The organism is Roseateles sp. UC29_93 (assembly GCF_042695725.1).
GTDB lineage: Bacteria > Pseudomonadota > Gammaproteobacteria > Burkholderiales > Burkholderiaceae_C > Roseateles > Roseateles noduli_A.
The window spans coordinates 5,035,585-5,053,697 of record NZ_CP170545.1 but is presented as its reverse complement, the minus strand read 5'-3'; the positions used below and the strand labels follow the sequence as shown (position 1 = coordinate 5,053,697).

At 69.0% G+C, this 18,113-nt stretch carries 10 protein-coding genes and 1 pseudogene; 6 read left to right on the top strand and 5 right to left on the bottom strand.

The window, feature by feature from the left end; translation table 11 throughout:
* Window positions 1–91: 91 nt before the first annotated feature.
* The 6 genes and pseudogenes from ACFJIX_RS23420 (at window position 92) to ACFJIX_RS23395 (ending at window position 13,893) form a co-directional block, all read left to right on the top strand.
* Window positions 92–352: an AMP-binding protein gene (locus ACFJIX_RS23420; protein WP_377161920.1), complete on the top strand. Its 261-nt coding sequence runs from the start codon at window positions 92–94 to the stop codon at window positions 350–352.
* Window positions 235–534 (top strand): annotated as a pseudogene (locus ACFJIX_RS23415) (AMP-binding protein); the annotation flags it as partial. The gene ACFJIX_RS23420 and the pseudogene ACFJIX_RS23415, both read left to right, overlap by 118 nt.
* Window positions 535–562: 28 nt before the next feature.
* A complete protein-coding gene (locus ACFJIX_RS23410) occupies window positions 563–1,192 on the top strand; it encodes an AMP-binding protein (RefSeq protein WP_377161918.1) in 630 nt (209 codons plus the stop codon).
* On the top strand, window positions 1,114–1,800 hold the full coding sequence (locus tag ACFJIX_RS23405) for a phosphopantetheine-binding protein (protein ID WP_377161916.1): 687 nt from the start codon (window positions 1,114–1,116) through the stop codon (window positions 1,798–1,800). Before ACFJIX_RS23410 ends, ACFJIX_RS23405 begins: the two co-directional genes overlap by 79 nt.
* A 323-nt stretch (window positions 1,801–2,123) precedes the next feature.
* Window positions 2,124–13,634, top strand: coding sequence for an amino acid adenylation domain-containing protein (locus ACFJIX_RS23400; protein ID WP_377155074.1), 11,511 nt, complete (start codon window positions 2,124–2,126; stop codon window positions 13,632–13,634).
* Between the two features lie 43 nt (window positions 13,635–13,677).
* Window positions 13,678–13,893: a putative motility protein gene (locus ACFJIX_RS23395; RefSeq protein WP_377155073.1), complete on the top strand. Its 216-nt coding sequence runs from the start codon at window positions 13,678–13,680 to the stop codon at window positions 13,891–13,893.
* 39 nt (window positions 13,894–13,932) lie between these two features.
* Here ACFJIX_RS23395 and ACFJIX_RS23390 read toward each other — a convergent pair whose 3' ends face one another.
* The 5 genes from ACFJIX_RS23390 to ACFJIX_RS23370 all read right to left on the bottom strand — a co-directional run bounded on the left by ACFJIX_RS23390 (window position 13,933) and on the right by ACFJIX_RS23370 (window position 17,826).
* The gene (locus ACFJIX_RS23390) at window positions 13,933–14,070 is read right to left on the bottom strand and encodes a hypothetical protein (protein ID WP_377155072.1); all 138 of its coding nucleotides are present in this window, start codon (window positions 14,068–14,070) and stop codon (window positions 13,933–13,935) included.
* Between the two features lie 124 nt (window positions 14,071–14,194).
* Window positions 14,195–14,875 (bottom strand): glutathione S-transferase, encoded by a 681-nt coding sequence (locus tag ACFJIX_RS23385; RefSeq protein WP_377155071.1) that lies wholly within the window; start codon window positions 14,873–14,875, stop codon window positions 14,195–14,197.
* Window positions 14,875–15,357 (bottom strand): GreA/GreB family elongation factor, encoded by a 483-nt coding sequence (locus ACFJIX_RS23380; protein WP_377155070.1) that lies wholly within the window; start codon window positions 15,355–15,357, stop codon window positions 14,875–14,877. Before ACFJIX_RS23380 ends, ACFJIX_RS23385 begins: the two co-directional genes overlap by 1 nt.
* Before the next feature lie 205 nt (window positions 15,358–15,562).
* Window positions 15,563–16,429 (bottom strand): hypothetical protein, encoded by an 867-nt coding sequence (locus tag ACFJIX_RS23375; protein ID WP_377155069.1) that lies wholly within the window; start codon window positions 16,427–16,429, stop codon window positions 15,563–15,565.
* A 203-nt stretch (window positions 16,430–16,632) separates the two neighbouring features.
* Window positions 16,633–17,826, bottom strand: a complete 1,194-nt coding sequence (locus tag ACFJIX_RS23370) for an elongation factor Tu (protein WP_377155068.1) — start codon at window positions 17,824–17,826, stop codon at window positions 16,633–16,635.
* Between the last annotated feature and the right edge of the window lie 287 nt (window positions 17,827–18,113).

Sequence of the window (18,113 nt, the reverse complement as noted above, 5' to 3'; positions counted from 1 at the left end):
TTCAACGCCCGGGCCAATCGCCTCGCGCACCGGCTGATCGCGCGTGGGCGTTCGACCGGAGGACCGCATCGGCCTGGCCGTGCAGCGGTCGATGGACATGGTGGTCGCCCTCCTGGCGATCCTGAAGGCCGGCGCCGCGTACGTGCCGCTGGATCCGAGCTATCCGGCCGAGCGCCTGGCCTACATGGTCGAGGACAGCGGCCTGCGTCTGCTGCTGACGCAGGAGGCGATCGCATCGCGGCTGCCGGTCCACGACGGACTCGAGGTGCTGACGTTGGACGGCGGCGACGCCTTCACCGGCGCGGACACGGATCCGCCGTCGAGCTCCACCCGGAGCATCTGGCCTACGTGATCTACACCTCGGGCTCCACGGGGCGGCCGAAGGGCGTGGCCGTCACGCACGGGCCGCTGGCGATGCACGTGCAATCGATCGGCGAGGTCTACGGCATGACCCCGGAGGACCGCGAGCTGCAGTTCGCGTCGATCGCGTTCGACGGCGCGCATGAACGCACCTGGGTGCCGCTGGCCTTCGGCGCGGCGCTGATGCCGCGCGGACCAGGAACTGTGGCCCGCGGAGCGGACCGCCGCCGAGATCGAACGCCACGGCATCACGATCGCCTGCTTCACGCCGGGCTACCTGACGCAGATGGCCGAACTGCTCGGCGAGTCGGCGAGCCGGCTGCCGATCCGGTCCTACACCGTCGGCGGCGAGGCCATGTCCCGCGCGAATCTCGATCTCGTGCAGGCCGTGCTGAAGCCGCCGCGCATCATCAACGGCTACGGTCCGACCGAGACCGTGATCACGCCGACGGTGGGCATCGCGTTGGCCGGCGAGCGCTCCGACGCGTCCTACATGCCGATCGGCAAGCCGGTGGGCGACCGCAGCGCCTACGTGCTCGATGGCGACCTGAACCTGTGCCCGCCCGGCGTGCCGGGCGAACTGTACCTGGCGGGCGGTCTGGCGCGCGGCTACCTCGGACGGCCCGATGCGAGCGCCGAGCGCTTCGTCGCCGATCCCGTTCGCCGATGTATTCGGCGATCCAACCAGCGATCCAACCGGCGCACCATTCGGCGAGCCAATCAGCGAGCCGTTTTGTTGGCGCCGGAGGGCGCATGTACCGCACCGGCGACCTGGTGCGCTGGAACGCGCGCGGGGAACTCGAGTACCTCGGCCGCATCGACCATCAGGTGAAGGTGCGCGGCTTCCGCATCGAGCTGGGCGAGGTGGAGTCGCAGCTGCGCCTGCAGCCCGGCGTGCGCGAGGCGGTGGCGGTCGCCGCCTACGGCGCGGCCGGCGCCCGGCTGGTGGCCTACGTGTCGCCGCTGCCCGGTCATGCGCTGGCGCCGCGCGCGCTGCGGGAGGGCCTCGCGCGCGTGTTGCCGGACCACATGGTGCCGGGGCTGTTCATCGTGCTGGACGCATTGCCGCTGAACCCCAACGGCAAGGTCGACCGCAAGGCGCTGCCGGCGCCCGAGGCCGACGTCGACCGCGCGCACGAGCCGCCGCGCGGCGAGACCGAGACGGCGCTGGCCGCGCTGTGGGCGGAGACGCTGGCCGTGGAACGCGTCGGTCGCGACGACAACTTCTTTGAACTGGGCGGGCATTCGCTGGCCCTGCTGAAACTGCAGATGAAGGTGCAGCGGCGCTTCGGCGTGCAGCTGCCGCTGCGCGCGTACTTCGAGAGCCCGACGCTGGCCGACGCGGCCGCGGCGGTGCGGCGCGAGGTCGACGCGACGGCGTCGGCGCAGCGCGGCGATCTCGATCGCATGGCGGCACTGCTGGACACCTGGGAGAACTGAATGAGCATCATCGACAAGAACGACGCCTCCTCGCCTGCCCCGGCGGTCTGCCGTCGACCTCAGCCGCGGCCGCACCGGCGGCCGCATCTCCTGCGGATCCCAAGCGCGCGCTGGCGGAGCGCTTCGCGCGTCTGTCCGCGGACAAGCAGCGCGGGTTCCTGCAGGCGCTGAAGGCGCAGGGCATCGACTTCGCGATGCTGCCGATCGTGCCTGCGCCACGCGTGGCGGCCGGGCGCCGTGGTCGCGGACGCCTCTTCGGTGGTGGAGGCCTCCGGCGATGACCAGGCTGCTCGCCTCGATGCGCGGCCGCTCCGCACGCCCAGTTGCGCCAGTGGTTCCTGTGGACGCTGGATCCGAGCAGCACGGCGTATCACCTGTCGGGCGCATTGACCCTGCAGGGAGCACTCGACGAGGCGGCGTTGCGCGCCAGCTTCGAGGCGCTGATCGAGCGCCATGAGTCGCTCCGCACGACCTTCCACGCAGATGAGCGGGGGCAGGTGGCTCAGCGGGTGCATGAGGCCGGGAAGACGGGCTTCCAGGTCGAAACGATCGATGTTGGCTTCGATGTCGGTGTTGGCGCCGATGGCGACCTGGAAGCGCGCACACGGGCGATGGCAATGCGTCTGGTGGACCGCCCGTTCGACCTCGGCGCGGGACCGCTGCTGCGCGTGGCCTTGCTGCGGCAGAGCGCGGAGCGCCACATCCTCGTCGTGGTGATGCATCACATCGTGTCGGACGGCTGGTCGATGAAGGTGATCGTCGACGAATTCGTTGGGCAGTACGGCGCGCGGGTGCGCGGCGAGACGCCGTCGGCGCCGGCCTTGCCGATCCAGTACGCGGACTACGCCGCATGGCAGCGCCACTGGCTGGAGGCCGGCGAGAAGGACCGGCAGTTGACCTACTGGAAGGACCGGCTGGGCGGCGAGCAGCCGGTGCTGCAGCTGCCGGCGGATCATCCCCGACGATCGGATGGGCGGTATCGCGCCGCCCAGCATGTGACGACGCTGCCCGCGCCGCTGGTGGGCGCGCTGCGACAGCGCGCGCTGGAGCACGGCGCCACGCTGTTCATGGCGCTGCTGGCCGGCTACCAGACGGTGCTGGCCCGCCATGCCGGACAGGCGGACATCCGTGTCGGCGTGCCCGTGGCCAATCGCCAGCGGCCGGAGACCGAAGGGGTCGTCGGCTTCTTCGTCAACACGCAGGTGCTCAGCAATCGCGTGGAGGGCGCTCGCACGCTGGCGCAGGTGCTCGATCAGGCCCGGGAGGCCGCGCTCGGCGCGCAGGCGCATCAGGACCTGCCCTTCGAGCAACTGGTCGATGCGCTGCAGCCCGAGCGCTCGCTCGGCGTACATCCGCTGTTCCAGGTGATGTTCAACCACGGCCGCGGTGGGGCCCAGGGCGAGGCGGTGCTGCCGGGGCTGACGGTCACGCCGTATGCCTCCGGCGAGCAGGCCGCGCAGTTCGAGCTGATGCTGACGACCACCGAGAACGCCGACGCCACGGTGCGCGCGAGCTTCAGCTACGCGGCCGAACTGTTCGAGCCCGCGGCCATCGAGCGCATGGCCGGCCAATTCGCCGCGACGCTGGCGGCGATCGCCGACACGCCGGAGATCGCGGTCGGCGATGTCACGCTGATGTCCACGGTCGAATCGGACTGGCTCGCGCAACTCAGCGTCAACACCGCGCCGGTCGCCGCGTCGGAGCCTGTACATCGGCTCATCGAGCGGCAGGCGGCAGCGGATCCCGATGCACCGGCGCTGGTGATCGGCGAAGCGAAGTCACGGTCGTCTTCGTCTTCGTCGTCGTCATCGGAGGCGGTGTCGTCGTCGGCGTCGTCGGCGACCTCGTCGTTGACGCGCGGTGAGCTCAACGTCCGCGCGAACCGTCTGGCGCATCGCCTCATCGCGCTGGGCGTTCGTCCGGACTCGCGCGTGGGTCTGGCGGTGGAGCGCTCGCTCGACATGATGGTCGGCGTGCTGGCCATCCTGAAGGCCGGTGGCGCGTACGTGCCGCTCGATCCCGAGCTGCCGGCGGACCGGCTGGCCTACATGCTCGAAGACAGTGGGGTGTCGCTGGTTCTGACACAGTCACATCTGCGCGCGCGGTTGCCGGTCGGGGCAGGGCGTAGCGCCGTCGACATCGACACGATCGAACTCAGCGACCGGCCGGACGCGGACCGAGACACGAGAGCTGATGCGAATCCGGATGTCGAGCTGCACGGCGAGAGCCTCGCCTACGTGATCTACACGTCCGGATCGACCGGGCGTCCGAAGGGCGCGGCCAACCGCCACGCGGCGTTGCACAACCGCCTGGCGTGGATGCAGGAGGCGTATGCGCTCGATGCTTCCGACACCGTGCTGCAGAAGACCCCGTTGAGCTTCGACGTGTCGGTATGGGAGCTCTTCTGGGCGTTGGCCGAAGGCGCGCGCCTCGCCATCGCAGGACCGGGCGATCATCGCGACCCGGCGCGCCTGGTGGCGCTCATCGAGGCGCATCAGGTCACGACGATCCACTTCGTGCCGTCGATGCTGCAGGCCTTCCTCGCGCACGACGGCGTCGAGGCCTGCACCTCGCTCCGGCGCATTGTGTGCAGCGGCGAAGCGCTGCCGGCGGAGGCGCAAGCCGGCGTGTTCCGGCGGCTTCCGAAGGCGAGCCTCTACAACCTGTACGGCCCGACCGAGGCCGCCATCGACGTCACGCATTGGACGTGCCGCGACGACGGTCGCAGCCAAGTGCCGATCGGCGCGCCGATCACGGGCATCTCGACGTGGGTGCTGGATGGAGATCTCAACCCGGTCCCGCCCGGTGTTCCGGGCGAGCTGTACCTTGGCGGCATTGGGCTTGCACGTGGCTATCACGATCGCGCCGGACTCACGTCCGAGCGATTCGTCGCCAACCCGATGGCCACGAATGCGGCGGGTGGCTCGCCTGCGTCGCTTGCATCGGCAGGAAGCCGGCTCTATCGAACCGGCGATCTCGTGCGCTGGAACGCCGACGGACAACTCGACTACCTCGGTCGCATCGACCATCAGGTCAAGATCCGCGGATTCCGGATCGAGCTCGGCGAGATCGAGGCGCAGCTCCTCGCGCAGCCGGGCGTTCGCGAGGCCGTCGTCGTGGCGCAGCAGGCGCCAGCGGGCGCGCGACTCGTCGCGTACGTGTCGGCGCATGCGACGACCACTGGCCAGACCGGTCCGATAGATCAGTCCGTGGGGGCGCCGATCGCAGCGCCGATCGACGTGGCAACCCTGCGCGAGGCGCTGGGCCGCGCGCTGCCGGAGTACATGGTCCCCGCCGTCATCGTCGTGCTGGACACGCTGCCGCTGAACCCCAGCGGCAAGGTCGATCGCAAGGCGCTGCCGCAGCCCGAGGCCGCTTCATCGGTCGAGTATGAAGCGCCGCAAGGTGACGCCGAGCTTGCCATCGCCGCGATCTGGACGGACCTGTTGGCCGTCGAGCGCGTCGGTCGCCAGGACAACTTCTTCGAACTCGGCGGCCATTCGCTGCTGGCGATCCAGCTGCAGGCGCGGATGCGGCGGGCCGGTTGGCACTCGGAGATGCGCGAGTTGTTCCTGCATCCGCGCCTGGCGGACTTCGCAGCCGCTGCCGCAGTAGCGACGGCCCGCGCGTCGTCGTCGGACACCGTGTCGATCGACGACAGCGCCGCCACCATCCCTCCGGGCTGCGCCGCGATCGAGCCCGGCATGCTGCCGCTGATCGACCTCGACGCGGACGAACTGCGTCGCATCGAATCCGCCATCCCCGGCGGAGCCGGCAACATCCAGGACCTCTATCCGCTCGCGCCGCTGCAGGAAGGGATGCTGTTCCATCACCTGATGCAGGAGCAGGGCGACGCCTACGTCATCTCGCTGCTGCTGCGATTCGATTCGCAGCCGCGACTGCTGCGCTTCATCGATGCCCTCAACGAGGTCATCGCGCGCCACGACATCCTGCGCACCGCCGTCCTCTGGGAAGGGTTGCGCACGCCGGTCCAGGTGGTCTGCCGCGAGGCGCCGCTGCGGCTCGAGTGGCTGGAGATCGACGAGGCGGATCGCGCCGCGGGTCTCGCGGCCGAGCGGCTGGCGGCGCACGTGGATCGCCGCAGCTTCCGCATCGACGTGCGCCGCGCGCCGCTGGTGCGCGCGATCGCCGTGCACGATGCGCCGGCCGGTCAATGGCTGCTGCAGTTGCCGAGCCATCATCTGGCGCTCGACCACACGGCCGAGAAGCTGATGATCGAGGAGATCGCGCTGATCCTCCAGGGCCGGCAGGCCGAGCTGCCTGAACCGGTCCCGTACCGCCGCTATGTCGCGCAGTCGCGCGGCGGCATCGACACGGCCGCGCATGAGGCCTTCTTCCGCGCGCAGCTGGGCGACGTGGACGAGTTGACCGCGCCTTTCGGGCTCGCGGACGCGCGGCTGGACGGCAGCGCCAACGAGGAGTCGCGACTGACGCTGCCCACGACGCCGTCGACGGCGCTGCGCGAGCAGGCGCGGCGCCAGGGCGTCAGTGCGGCGACGCTCTTCCATCTCGCGTGGGCGCTGGTGCTGGCCCGCACCGCCGGGCGCGACGACGTCGTCTTCGGCACGGTGCTGTTCGGCCGCATGCAGGGCGGCGAGGACGCGCACCGCGCGATGGGGATGTTCATCAACACGCTGCCGCTGCGGGTGCGGCTTGGCGGCCGCAACGTCGCGCAGGGCCTGCGCGAGACGCACGAGCGCCTGACCGGCCTGCTGCATCACGAGCACGCGCCGCTGTCGCTGGCGCAGCGCTGCAGTCGGCTGCCGGGTGGCACGCCCTTGTTCTCCAGCCTGCTGAACTATCGCCACAGCGGCCCGCGTCGAGGCGATGAAAGCTCCGGGGGCGTGCATGAAGCGCATGGAACGCATGAGGCAAACGACGCGAGCGACGCAAACGACGCGGTGGGCGCGGAGACGACCTGGGAGGGCATGACGCTGGTCGGGGCGAAGGAGCGCACCAACTATCCGTTCACGCTGTCGGTCAACGACCGCGGTGAGGTCTTCGAGCTGGTGCTCCAGGTCGAGCGCTCGGTGCGTTCCGAGCGCATGGCCGGCTACCTGGATGCCGCCGTGCGCGGGATCGTCGATGCGCTGGCGGCCGGCGGCGAGCGGCCGTTGCATGCGCTGCCGTTGCTCGGCGATGCCGAGATGGCGACCTTGGCGCGATGGAGCGAAGGCTCGAAGGCTGTTGCCAGCGCATCGACGATGCATCGCCTCATCGAGCGCCAGGCGGCGATCGATCCCGATGCGCCGGCACTGGTGTTCGGCAACACCGCGCTGACGCGCGGCGAGCTCAACCTGCGCGCGAACCGGCTCGCGCATCGCCTGATCGCCCTGGGCGTGCGTGCCGACGCGCGCGTGGGTCTGGCGGTCGAGCGCTCGCTCGACATGATGGTCGGCGTGCTGGCGATCCTGAAGGCCGGCGGCGCCTACGTGCCGCTCGATCCCGAGCTGCCGGCGGAGCGGCTGGCCTACATGCTCGAGGACAGTGATGTGTCTCTGGTGCTGACGCAGTCGCACTTGCGCTCACGGCTGCCGGACGGGGGACGGCGCCGCTTCGTCGACATCGACACCATCGATGTCTCGGAGCAATCAGCCGTCAACCCCGATGTAGAGCTGCACGGCGAGAACCTCGCCTACGTGATCTACACGTCCGGATCGACTGGCCGTCCGAAGGGCGCGGCGAACCGCCACGTGGCGCTGCATAACCGCCTGGCGTGGATGCAGGAGGCGTACACGCTCGACGCGTCGGACACGGTGCTGCAGAAGACGCCGTTGAGCTTCGATGTCTCGGTGTGGGAGCTCTTCTGGGCGTTGGCCGAAGGTGCCCGGCTGGCTATCGCAAGCCCGGGCGACCATCGCGATCCGGCACGCCTGGTGGCGCTGATCGAGGCGCACCAGGTCACGACGATCCACTTCGTCCCGTCGATGCTTCAAGCGTTTCTGGCGCACGACGGCGTCGAGGTCTGCACCTCGCTGCGCCGCATCGTGTGCAGCGGCGAAGCACTGCCGGCGGAAGCACAGGCCGGCGTGTTCCGGCGACTGCCGCAGGCGGGGCTGTTCAATCTCTACGGGCCCACCGAGGCCGCCATCGACGTCACGCATTGGACGTGCCGCGACGACGGCCGGAGTCAGGTGCCGATCGGCGCGCCGATCGCCGGCATCTCGACCTGGGTGCTGGACGGTGACCTCAACCCGGTCCCGCCCGGCGTGCCTGGCGAGCTCTACCTCGGTGGCATCGGACTGGCGCGTGGTTATCACGGTCGCGCCGGGCTGACGTCGGAACGATTCGTCGCCAACCCGATGGCCACGGTTGCCAAAGACGCGGTGAACGATTCCGCGCGGGATCTTCCGGGTGCTTCGGCAGGCAGCCGTCTCTACCGCACGGGCGACCTCGTGCGTTGGAATGCTGAAGGTCAGCTCGACTACCTCGGCCGCATCGACCATCAGGTCAAGATCCGCGGCTTCCGCATCGAGCTCGGCGAGATCGAAGCGCAGTTGCTCGCTCAGCCAGGCGTTCGCGAGGCCGTGGTCGTCGCGCAGCCGGCACCGACGGGTGCTCGGCTCATTGCGTACGTGTCGGCGCACGCGAAGGCCACGACCACGCCCGGAATGGGCGATGGGGCAAGCGCCGAGACCGCCGGCATTGCCGGTGTCGGAAGCGTTGATGGCGTTGATGGCGTCGTTGGCGCCGTCGGCTCGATCGACGTGTCGACTCTGCGCGAGGCGCTGAGCCGCGCGCTGCCCGAATACATGGTCCCCGCCGTCATCGTCCTGCTGGACACGCTGCCCCTGAACCCCAGCGGCAAGGTCGATCGCAAGGCGTTGCCGCAGCCGGAGGCCGCGTCCGCCGTCGAGTACGAAGCGCCGCAGGGCGAGGTCGAGCTCGCCATCGCGGCCATCTGGGCGGAGGTGCTGAACGCGACGCGCGTGGGCCGTCACGACAACTTCTTCGAAGTGGGCGGTGATTCGATCCTCAGCCTGCAGATCATCTCGCGCCTGCGGCGTGCGGGCTGGCGACTCACGCCGCGCCAGGTCTTCGAGCTGCAGACCGTCGCGCGACTGGGCGAGGTGGCCGAGCGTCTGGTCGAGCACGACACGTCGGGCAGTGGCAGCAGCCATGCCGCCGATGCGCCCGCTGCGCGCGGCCACTTGAGCGACTTCCTCGACGATGCGGCCATCGCCGCGCTTGGCATCGACGCCTCGATGATCGAGGACGTCTACCCGCTGGTGCCGACCCAGGAGGGCATGCTCCTGCATTCCGTCGAGGCGCCGGATTCCGGGCTCTACGTGAATCAGCTGAACGTCGAGGTCCGCCATCTGGATCCTGATCGCCTCGAGGCCGCATGGCGCGTGATGGTCGCCCGCCACGCGATGCTGCGCACGGTGGTGCTCTGGCAGTCTGGCATGGCTCGTCCGTTGCAGCTGGTGCTGCGCGAGGCGCCGGCCGTGATGGAACGGCTCGATTGGCGCGATCTCGACTCTTCAGCCGGATCAGTTGGTTCCGACGATCCGGTTGCGGTGGCCCGTCGCATCGCCGACTTCGCCCGTGCCGAACTCGTGCGACCCATCGACTGGATCCGTCCGCCGCTGTCGCGTGTCGCCGTGATCCGGCTGGACGAGGACCGTCATCAACTGGTGTGGACGCGCCATCACCTGCTGTCGGATGGCTGGAGCGATTCGCGCCTGATGGCCGAGTGGCTGCGCTGCTACGCCGGCGAAGCGCTGCCCGCCGAGCCGCCCCGGTACGGCGACTTCGTCCGCTGGCTGCAGCGCCAGGACGCCGGCGCGCCCGAGGCGTTCTGGACCTCGGCGCTGGCGCAGCTGGACGGGCCCACGCTGCTGGCCGAGTCCACCCGCGCCGCGCCGGGCCGTTCCGGCTTCCAGAAGCTGTACACGCGCTTCGACATCGACGGCACGGCGTCGCTGCAGGCCTTCGCGCAGCGCGAGCGCGTGACCGTGAACACGCTGGTGCAAGCCGCGTGGGCCGTGCTGCTGCATCGGCACACGGGCCGCGACCGCGTCGTCTTCGGCGCGACCGTGGCCGGCCGACCCGCGACCTTGCCGGGCGCCGAGGAGATGCTGGGCCTGTTCATCAACACGGTGCCTGTGCCCGTGCGCTGGGACGCCGGCCAGCGGGTCGGCGACTACCTGCGCGCCGTGCAGGACACCAACCTGCAGCTGCGCGACCACGAGCACGCCGCGCTGGCCGACGTGCAGCGCTGGGCGGGTTCGTCGGGCCGGCCGCTGTTCGACAGCATCATCGTCTTCGAGAACGCCCCGATCGACCGCGCCTTGCGCCAGCTGAGCCAGTACGGCCTGGCGTTCGCCGAGATCGGCGGCGATGGCCTCACCGGCTATGCGATGGACCTGCAGGTGGTCGCCGGCGACCGGCTGGTCATCGAGTACTGCTACAACCGCCGCGATTTCGACGATGCCTTCGTCGAGGAACTGCGCGCGCAGATGGAGACGCTGCTCGCTCGCATGAGCGCCAACGCTTCCACGCCGCTCGGCGAGCTGAACTGGCTGGACGATACCGCGACCGCGACGGTGCGTGAACTCGGGCGGAGCCGCGACGGTCTGGCCGCGCCGCGTCCGGTCCCGGTGCACCGCCTGATCGAGCGCCAGGCCGCTGAACGCGGCGAAGCGATCGCGCTGCTGTTCGGCGACGACGAACTGAGCTACGCGCAACTCAATGCCCGCGCGAATCGCCTGGCGCGCCGCCTCGTGCGCCTGGGCGTGCAACGCGACGCGCGTGTCGGCGTGGCGTTGGAGCGCTCGTTGGACAGCATCGTCGGCCTGCTCGCGGTGCTGAAGGCGGGCGCGGCCTATGTCCCGCTCGATCCGGCCTATCCCGCCGACCGCCTGGCGTTCATGCTGCGGGACAGCGGCGCGTCGCTGCTGCTGACGCAGCGTGCGCTGCGATCGCGTCTGCCGGTCATCGACGGTCTGGCCGTCGTCACGATGGAAGAGGAGGGCGACGCCGATGGCGACGGCGCCAATCTCGACCTGCCGGACCATCCCGATCACCTGGCCTATGTGATCTACACCTCCGGCTCCACCGGCCTGCCCAAGGGCGTGGCGGTGACGCACGGTCCGCTGGCCATGCACTGCCTGGCCACGGCGGAGATCTACGGCATGAGTGCCGACTCGTGCGAACTGCACTTCATGTCGTTCTCGTTCGACGGCGCGCATGAGCGCTGGCTGACGCCGCTGTGCATCGGCGCGGGCCTGGCGCTGCGCGACAACGAACTCTGGACCGCCGAGCAGACGAGCGAAGCGCTGTACCGCTACGAGGTCACGAACGCCGCGTTCCCGCCGGCCTACCTCGGCCAGATCGCCGATTGGGCGGGCATGCGCGGCGACGCGCCGCCGGTGGAGCTCTACGTCTTCGGCGGCGAGGCCATGCCCAAGGCCGCCTACGACAAGGTCTGCCGCCACCTGCGTCCGCGCACGATGATCAACGGCTACGGCCCGACCGAGTGCGTGATCACGCCGCTGATCTGGAAGTCCGCCGCCACCGAGAGCTTCGACTGCGCCTACGCCCCGATCGGCAGGCCGGTGGGCGATCGCGCGATCCATGTGCTCGACACCGATCTGCAGCCGGTGCCGGCGGGTGTCGTCGGCGAGCTCTACATCGGCGGCTACGGCCTGGCGCGCGGCTACCTGGGCCGCGCGGGGCTGACGTCGCAGCGCTTCGTCGCCGATCCGTTCGACGCCGCCGGCGGCCGGCTGTACCGCACCGGTGACCTGGTCCGCTGGATGGCGGACGGCAACATCGAATACATCGGCCGCGCCGACCACCAGGTCAAGATCCGCGGTTTCCGCATCGAGCTGGGCGAGATCGAGACCTGCCTGTGCGAGGTGCCGGGCGTGCTCGAGGCGGCGGTGGTCGCGCGCGAGAGCCCCTCGGGCAAGCAGCTCGTGGCCTACGTCGTCGCACTGCCCGATGTCACCGAGGCGGCGCTGCTGCCACGCATCCGCCAGCGGATCGCCGAGCAGTTGCCGGAGCACATGGCGCCGGCGCATCTGGTGGTCCTGCCGCGCCTGCCGCGACTCATCAGCGGCAAGCTGGACCGCGGCGCGCTGCCCGATCCGATCGCGAGCACCGACGGCGCCCATCGCGCTCCGCGCAACGAGGTCGAACGCCGGCTGGCGGCGATCTGGCAGGAAGTGCTGGGCCTCGAGCAGCTCGGCATCGGCGACAACTTCTTTGAACTGGGCGGCGACTCCATCCTGAGCCTGCAGGTGATCTCGCGGGTACGCAACGCCAAGCTCGGCTTCGAGCTGCGGCTGCGCGACCTGATCCGCCACCAGACGATCGAGGGGCTGAGTGCCGCCGTCGCGGTGGCGGCCGCCACGGCGTCCGCAACGGCAACAGCAACGACGGCAACGGCGGCAACGGCGGCAACGGCGGACAGCGCGTCGCTGACGCAGGCGGGTTCCGCCTCCGCCACCGCTGTGACCGACGACGCCGTTGCAGAAGGCATCGTCCCTCTGACGCCGATCCAGCACTGGTTCTTCGACGAGCCCATTCCCGCACGCCACCACTACAACCAGTCGGTGATGCTGCAGGCGCCGCTCTGGCTCGACGAGGACCGGCTGCGACGCGTGATCACGCTGCTCGCGCGGCATCACGACGGACTGCGCCTGCGCTTCCAGCAGGATGCGGATGGCACCTGGACGCAGCGCTACGAGGATGCTTCGTCGGCGGATGCCGTGGAGGTCCTGTGGACACGCGACGTGGCCAGCCCGGACGACATCCGACGCGAGGCGGACCTCGCGCAGCGCAGCCTGGACCTCGCACAGGGCCCGCTCTGGCGGATGCTTCACCTGCGGCATGCCGACGGCAGCGCACGGCTGCTGATCGCGGTGCATCACCTGACGATCGACGGCGTGTCCTGGCGCGTGCTGCTGGAGGATCTGCAGTCGCTGTACCTGGCGCTGGCGGCGGGCACGGAGCCGACACTGCCGGTCCGCAGCGCGCCGTTCAAGGCGTGGGCGGAGCACCTGCAGCAGTGGGCGAGGTCAGAAGCGTTGGCTGCCGAGCTGCCGCGTTGGCAACGCGAGATCGCCGCGATCCCGGACCTCCCGCGCGACGATCCGGAGGCGCCCGGCTGGATCAGGGACCGGCGCACGGCGTCGATGTCGCTCGACGCGGCGCTCACGCAGCAGCTCCTCCGCGTTGCGCCTGCCGCCTACGGCAGCGGCATCGATGCGCTGCTGCTGACCGCGCTGGGACGCACGCTGTCCGCGTGGACCGGGCATCCGGAGGCGCTGGTGCTGCTCGAGGGCCACGGCCGCGAGGGCGACGCCGCGGACCTCGACCTGAGCCGCACGGTGGGCTGGTTCACCAGCGCCTATCCCGTGCGCCTGTCCGGACACGGCCGGCCGTGGGCAGAGGCGATCCCGGCGGTATCCGCGCATCTGCGCGCGGTACCGAACCGAGGCGTCGGTTTCGGCGCGCTGCGCTACCTGCACGCCGACGCGGCGGTGCGCGACTCGCTCGCTGCGGTGCGGCCGGGCATCGCGTTCAACTACCTGGGGCAGTTCGACCAGACCTTGAAGGAGGGCACCGGCTTCACGCGCGCTCGCGATTCGGGCGGCATGGCGCGCGACGAGAACGGCCCGCTGCCGAACTGGATCGAGGTGATCGGCCAGGTGATGGACGGCGTGTTGACGATGAACTGGTCCTACAGCGATCGGATGTTCAGGCCGGAGACGATGGAGGGGTTGGCGCAGGGCTTCCGGGCGCAGTTGGTCGAGCTGATCGGGCACTGCGGCACTCACCCCATCGCCGCCGTGGTCTCGTGAGATCTGGGCTCAAGCTCGCGCAGGAATCGCCGATATTGCAGGGATGGTCATCACCAATTCCCCCAGCGTCGCCGCAGCCGTCAGCAATGCATCCAACGGCACGCCTGGCACGGTCGGCAACGCGGCCGGCCTGCTGGTGCTCCGCAAGGCCATCGACGTCCAGGAAGCCGGCGCCGCCGCGCTGCTGGCGGCGCTGCCGCAGCCGACTGCCCTGGCCACCGAAGGCAGTCTCGGCCGCAACATCAACACCTACGCCTGACCCGGTCGCTTCGCCACCCGGTGCGGGTGGGAAGCCGGGTCAATCGCGGGGTCGGCACTTGCCGTAGGCCTCCCGGTACGGCTTGTCGAAGCATGCGGCCAGTCCGGCCAACACCTTCAGGTTGGTCGCGTTCTCGGCGTTGGCCTCGGTCGCGCGGCGGTGGGCTTCGTATTGCAAGTCGACGCGCGCGCGATGCGATGCGCAAGGATGCCCTGCAGCGGGTCATGCGCAAGCCTTGACTTCATGCGGCGTTCCAAAGGCGCCGACTCGAGCTGCGCTTCCCGAAGGAGTCTGTCGGCTATTACTGGAGCGGCGGAAAGCGATTCGCACCTTCCGCGGGCAACTTGTACATGCACGAAACGAACAGCGGGCTGTCGAGCCAGCCGTTCAGCCATGACCGTACCGATGGCAAGTCCAGCGTTGCAAACCATTCCGGCTCCACTGCGGCGAACTGGCGGACGAAGGGGAACACTGCCAAGTCGGTGGCGCATGGCGTGGCGCCGCCCAGGAAGGGCGCGCTGTGCAGCCGTGCCTCCAACGGTCGCAGAAGCACATCCAGCGCCCTGTCGCGGTGTGCGTCTGGCGTGAGGGTCTCACTCGCGTAGCGCTGGGGGTACTTCCAGCGGTCCAGGTGATGCTTGAAGTCGCCGTCGTTTCGCTGTACCAGGTCGAGGTTCGCAGGCGATTGCGCCCGCGCCCACCAGCCCTGCGCATCTGGCGCAGCCTGCGCCCAGCGCATGATGTCCCAGCTCTCCTCGATCACGCTGCCATCGGGCAACTGCAGCACGGGTACCGTCGCCTTGGGAGACAAGGCCAGCAGGCTTGCCGGCTTGTCGCGCAAGCTGACCTCCACCGCCTCGAAGGCTAGCCCGGCCTGCAGCAGCGCCATCCGTGCGCGCATGGCGTACGGGCAGCGGCGAAAGGTGTAGAGCCGCGGCAACTGCGGAACTGGGGTGGCGAGTGGCGCGTGCGGTGTCAGCATCAATGAACCCACATCACCTCAAATTGCTGTCGGATTGAAGCGACCTGGATCGACACCTCATCACCTTCACATTTGCCCAGCATGGCCCTGCCCAACGGGGCTTCGCTGCTGATGACCTGAACGAGCTGAGCGCCGCTCACCAACTTCATGCTGCCGCCATCCGGGCCGAGAAAGAGCTGTTGCTGCTTGTCGTCGGCATCGACCAGGCAGACCAGCGCACCGATCTGGATGCCCAACCTGGCGTCGTAGGAGGGCGGGCGGAACTGGCGCCAATTGGCCATCGCCTGCCGGATGGCTTCGGCGCGACGAGCCTGGCCGGTGGCCAGGTAGGCGGCTTCGAGACCCAGCGTGTCGTACTTGTTCTCGGCGATGTTTTCTTCGTGAGTCGCCGTTTCATGCGCCACGCGTGCAGCCTGTTCGGCTTGCAGCAGGTCTTCGGCGAGCCGTTCCAGCACCTGCTGCTGCAGCAAGAATTTATCCATGATGAAAGGTAGGCATCTCGAACAAGCGGAGGCCTCTTGAGTGTGAATGCCACGGCCCAGTCAGCTGAGCCGATGACCGCTTCGTGTCACGGAGCGTGAGCGAGTTGATGATAGGTCTTCGGGGAAAAGCGACGCATGGTTGCTGCAACCGCTGCTGGGCAGGGGCGGCCGTGCTCGTGGGGGCATTCCACGGCACCTGGGAGGGTCAGGCGTTGCCCCGGTGCCAAGCCTGAAGCGCCTGATGCAGTTCCACGGTCTGCACGCCGAGCGCCTTGAGCTTCACAGGCTTTCCGCCTCCGACCAGCTGCAACATCACGGCTGGTTGCTTGGTGTAGTTCACCTGTTCATCCTGAATCTCGACGCTCCTGATGTGCTCGCGCGGAACGCGCCGGAGACGGCCCGGCAGGCTGATCTCGAGAGCGCCTGGTGTGATGCGCAGGCGGAATGGCGTGGTCCAGTACTCCCAGGCGACGAGCCCGACGACGAAGGTCATCGCAACGTAGCCGAGCAGTGGCTCGGTGGGGCCCAGGTACCAGCCCAAAAGCGCGAAGCCGAGCACGCCACCGATGGCAAGCAGGTGGTGGCTCCGCGGCCGCTTGTACGTGTCGGACGATGGCGCCGTGCCGCGCAGGTTTGCCCGCTCCAACACGATGGCCCGCAGACGATCGAAGTCCTTGAGCTGGTACTCCAGCCTGGCAACAGTCTTTCCCGAGGCATCGATCGCGTCGAGGCGCTGCAAGATCTCGCGCTCCCGCAAGCGGACGATCGAGTTCCAGGGAACCAGGGCGTCATGCCTGTTCTTGACCGACGGCCACAGCCCCTGTTCATCGACCGAGACAGCGGATTCGACCAGCTGTCGAACGAGCTGCCGGGAGTACCACGCACAGACGCTGAAGGCGAGACAACCGACGACAGCGAAGCCCAACAGGAAAGCTTCATTGCGCGGCTTCCCATCGCCGGGAAGGAAGGGCATGGCGACGAAGAACGCTGCCAAGGCGATGAACAGCCAAGGCGCGGCCAGAAACACCCATCGTTCGGATCGTTGCACTTCGAATCGTTCAGGAAGTGCCATGGGGGTGTCAGTCACTGGATCTCCTTCGCCAACCTTCATGGAATGAAGCACTCTATCCGAGGCTCTTCAGGAAGGCGGCGCCTATGCCTGTTCCAGCAGAGGGCGCTCAGCGAGGTGTCGAGTAGCGGCCGAAGAAAAAAGCCCCTGCTGCCTGACAAGCAAGCAACAGGGGCGGGGAGTGCTCAGCCTTTCAACTGAGCCTTTCAGCTGAGCACTTCAGTCACGATGCCAGCGCCGACGGTCTTGCCGCCCTCGCGCATGGCGAAGCGCATGCCGTTCTCGATCGCGACGGGCTTGTTCAGCTCGAAGCTGATCAAGGCCTGCGCGCCGGGTTCGACAACGCCGGCTTCGGCGTCGACGCTGATGACACCGGTCACGTCGGTCGGACCGAAGAAGAACTGCGGCTGGTAGCCCGAGCCGAACGGCGTGTGGCGGCCACCTTCTTCCTTGCTGAGGACGAAGATCTGGGCACGCCCTGCGCGGTAGGGCTTCAGCGCACCGGGCTTCACCACGACCTGGCCGCGCACGACGTCATCGCGCTTGACGCCGCGCAGCAGCAGGCCCACGTTCATGCCGGCACGACCTTCGGCCACGTCCTTGTGGAAGGACTGCACGCCGGTGACGACGACAGGGTCGTCGCCGGACGAGCTGAGGCCGACGATCTCCAGAGAGTCGCCCACGTGGATCACGCCGCGCTCGACACGGCCGCTGATGACGGTGCCGCGGCCCGCGATGGTGTGCACCGCCTCGACGGGCATCATGAACGGGCTGGCGTAGTCGCGCACCGGGTCAGGGATGCGCGCGTCCAAGGCGTTCACCAGCTCGACGACGCATTGCACGTCCGGGCCGTCCAGCTCGCCGCGCTCGGCCGCAGCCAGCGCCTTCATGGCGCTGCCGAAGACGAAGGCGGGCTCCAGATAGCCATGGGTGGCCAGCAGGGCGCCGATCTCCATCTCGATCAGCTCGGCAATGTCGGTGCGGTCGCTCTCGGGCACCAGGTCCATCTTGTTCACGAACACCACCATGTGGCCCACGTTCACCTGGCGCGCCAGCAGCACGTGTTCGATGGTCTGCCGGGCGGCGCCTTCGGTGCCGTCCACCAGCAGGATGGCACCGTCCATCTGCGAGGCGCCGGTGATCATGTTCTTGATGTAGTCGGCGTGGCCCGGGCAGTCGATGTGCGCGTAGTGGCGCCTGTCCGACTCGTACTCGACGTGCGAGGTGTTGATCGTGATGCCGCGCTCGCGCTCTTCCTTGGCGTTGTCGATCTGTCCGTAGGACAGGGCGCGGCCGCCAAAGCGTGCGGCCTGCACGGCGGTGAGGGCGGCCGTCAGCGTCGTCTTGCCGTGATCGACGTGACCGATCGTGCCGACGTTGACGTGGACCTTGGTGGTCATGATGTTTCTCCAGTTCGTTGATGAGTGAAAAGCCGGTTCGGTCCACTGGCCAGGTGGACCTGTCGGCCGGGGTTGTCGGCGCGCGCGCCAGACCTGGGTGCCCGCTTGCGCGGACGAAAGAAAAAAGCCTGCGGGGTGTGGGCCACCCGGCAGGCTTTTCATCTCGCCTGAAGGATGGACCTCCAGGCACACGCAGGCCCGGAGAGGTCTACACGAACCACTCCACGAAGGGGACGCACAGCACGGCGCTGCTTGCAGCGCGTGCGGCGAAGAAGGAGGACGAATCT

Excerpts from the sequence above, each read along its gene's own strand:
- ACFJIX_RS23420 (WP_377161920.1), top strand. The coding sequence starts at position 92 with ATGGACATGGTGGTCGCCCTCCTGGCGATCCTGAAGGCCGGCGCCGCG.
- ACFJIX_RS23405 (WP_377161916.1), top strand. The coding sequence starts at position 1,114 with ATGTACCGCACCGGCGACCTGGTGCGCTGGAACGCGCGCGGGGAACTC.
- ACFJIX_RS23395 (WP_377155073.1), top strand. The coding sequence starts at position 13,678 with ATGGTCATCACCAATTCCCCCAGCGTCGCCGCAGCCGTCAGCAATGCA.
- ACFJIX_RS23385 (WP_377155071.1), bottom strand. The coding sequence starts at position 14,875 with ATGCTGACACCGCACGCGCCACTCGCCACCCCAGTTCCGCAGTTGCCG.
- ACFJIX_RS23380 (WP_377155070.1), bottom strand. The coding sequence starts at position 15,357 with ATGGATAAATTCTTGCTGCAGCAGCAGGTGCTGGAACGGCTCGCCGAA.
- ACFJIX_RS23375 (WP_377155069.1), bottom strand. The coding sequence starts at position 16,429 with ATGGCACTTCCTGAACGATTCGAAGTGCAACGATCCGAACGATGGGTG.
- ACFJIX_RS23370 (WP_377155068.1), bottom strand. The coding sequence starts at position 17,826 with ATGACCACCAAGGTCCACGTCAACGTCGGCACGATCGGTCACGTCGAT.